Origin of the sequence: Cellulomonas pakistanensis (assembly GCF_016862755.1) — a bacterium.
GTDB classification, from domain to species: Bacteria; Actinomycetota; Actinomycetes; order Actinomycetales; family Cellulomonadaceae; genus Cellulomonas; species Cellulomonas pakistanensis.
In genome coordinates this window covers 1-2,149 of record NZ_BONO01000048.1, presented here as the reverse complement: position 1 = coordinate 2,149, position 2,149 = coordinate 1, and the positions used below count along the sequence as shown (strand labels likewise).

Below are 2,149 nucleotides of genomic sequence, written 5' to 3'. Positions count from 1 at the left end.
GGGTGGCGAGCGAGGGCACGTCGTTCCGCGCGACATCGAACGGGAGCGCGCCCTCGACGTGCCCGGAGCGCGCCTGCTGCAGCGTGGAGGCGACCTGGGTCAGGCCGAACAGCTGCTCCGGGACGTCCTGGCCGGCGGCCATCGCCTCGAAGTCCGCCGTGTCCTCGACGAACGTGCGCGACGTCCGGCCGTCCTGCAGCGCGTTCCAGCTGCTCTCGCTCAGGTAGTCGAACCGCGGGGTCCCGATCGGCTGGTGGTCGTCGTCGTACAGCGGGTGACCGGCCCCGACGATCACGTCCAGCGGGCCGGCGATCATCTCGTCGGAGATGCCGTGCAGGTCCCCCCGGGTCGCGTTGTGCGCGCCGAAGCTCGCGGGGGTGGCGTGGGAGAACGGCACCGACGTGACCACGCCAGTGGCCTTGCCGACCTCGGCGGCACGCTCGGCGACGCTGGTGACGCGCGCCCCCGACGGGTCGAGGCCCAGGACGCCGTTGTTCGTCTTGACGCCCGTGGCCAGCGCGGTGCCCGCCGCGGCGGAGTCGGTGGCGCCCTCGGAGATCCAGCCGAAGTCGCTCCAGGCCCGCTCGGGGTCGTACTCCGCGCGGCCGTCGGCGGAGAACGTCGACATGGCCACCTGCACCGGGAAGTGCTGGAACACCTGGGACGCCGTGCCCGGCAGGTGCTCGACGGTGCCGGCCGCGGGGTCGACCGCGACCTGGGCGTAGGTGGTGCCGTGCTCGTAGAGCGACGCGGCGTCGACGTGGTTGTAGCCCATGCCGTCGCCGATGAGCAGGATGACGTTCTCCGGGCCGGCCGGGTCCTGCGCGGCCGTGACCAGGACCACGGCGGCGCCGGCGGTGACGGTCCCGGCGAGCGCGAGCGCGAGCGCGAGCCACCGGGCAGGACGTCGGGGCATGGTCACGTCTCCTGGCGGGCCGCGGCGAGGCGCCGGCGCGGGTCGCGCCGTGGCCGCGTCACCCTATCCGGTGCGGCCGGTGCTACGCGGTCGAGCCCTGCGCCGCCGCGACCGCCGCGGCGATCCGCCGCCGGGTCGCCGCCTCGCGCCGCGCCCGCGCCTGCCGCATCGCGAGCACCACGCCGACGACCAGCAGCACCAGCCCCACCTGCACCCACGGCACGGCCCACGCGGACCACGTCGCCTCGGACGCCGCCAGGGCGGCCGTCACCTCGTCGTCGCCGACGACCGAGGGCGTCACGGCGACCGAGCCGCCGAGCCGGACGAGCGGCCACGCCTCGACCTCGACGCTGCCGTGCGCGGCGCCGCCCGGCAGCACCTCGCGCACGGCGGCGCCCTCGGCGTCGGCGCCCGCGACGCCGAAGGGCCCGGCGGCGCTCGCGGACGTGGTGGCGCCGAGCCGCACGTTCCCGGTGTTCGCGACGGTGTACTCGACGCGCAGCGTGCCCGGGGCGAACGGGTTCCACGACGGCGTGTAGGTGGTGTCGACGTCCTGCACCGCGAGCGCCGGGGCCAGGTCGCCGGTGACGCGCAGGTGCAGGCGCGCGCCCACCCGGCTGTCCATCGCGACGCCCGCGTCGGTGTCCGTCGCCAGCGCGGCGACCACGCCGGCGGGGTGGTCGCCGGGCGTGGCGTCGGCGGGCACCCGGACGACGAACGGCAGCGTCGCGGAGGCGCCGGCGCCGACCTCGACGCGCTGCGTCGCGCCGGGCTCGCCGATCGACCCGGCGGCGTCGCCCAGTGCGATCCAGGACCCGGCCGCCTCGGCCTCGGCGCCGGTCGGCGGCAGGTCGAACTGCCCGTCCGCGGTGATGAGGCCGTCGCCGGCGTAGAGCTCGAAGGTCGCCGGGTGGTCGGAGAAGTTGGTGAGGGTCACGTGCTCGGTGACCTCGGCGCCGGGGTCGACGGCGTGCCGGAAGGACACCCGGCCGTCCGGGCCCTCGGCGGTGGCGGGCTCCAGCGCCCAGGTGGTCCGTGCGGCGCCCTCGGCCGGGGCGGTGGCGGCCGGTGCGGGCTCGGCGGCTCCGGGGGCGAGCGCCGCGGCAGGTGCGGCGGGCAGCGCCAGGGCGGCGAGCAGGACGAGGGCGGCGGACGCCCGGCGGCGTCGCGGGGCGGTGGTGCGCGGCACGGCGGTCTCCAGCGGGACGGGGAGGTGGGGGAGGGCGGGGCGGG

At 77.6% G+C, this 2,149-nt stretch carries 2 protein-coding genes; both read right to left on the bottom strand.

All coding sequences use genetic code 11. The annotated features are described in order from the left end of the window. On the bottom strand, positions 1–916 hold a 916-nt coding region (locus Cpa01nite_RS18360), incomplete at its 3' end, for an alkaline phosphatase (RefSeq protein ID WP_203670309.1). 82 nt (positions 917–998) lie between these two features. Then, the coding region (locus Cpa01nite_RS18355) for a hypothetical protein (RefSeq protein ID WP_203670308.1) at positions 999–2,149 on the bottom strand (1,151 nt) is incomplete at its 5' end.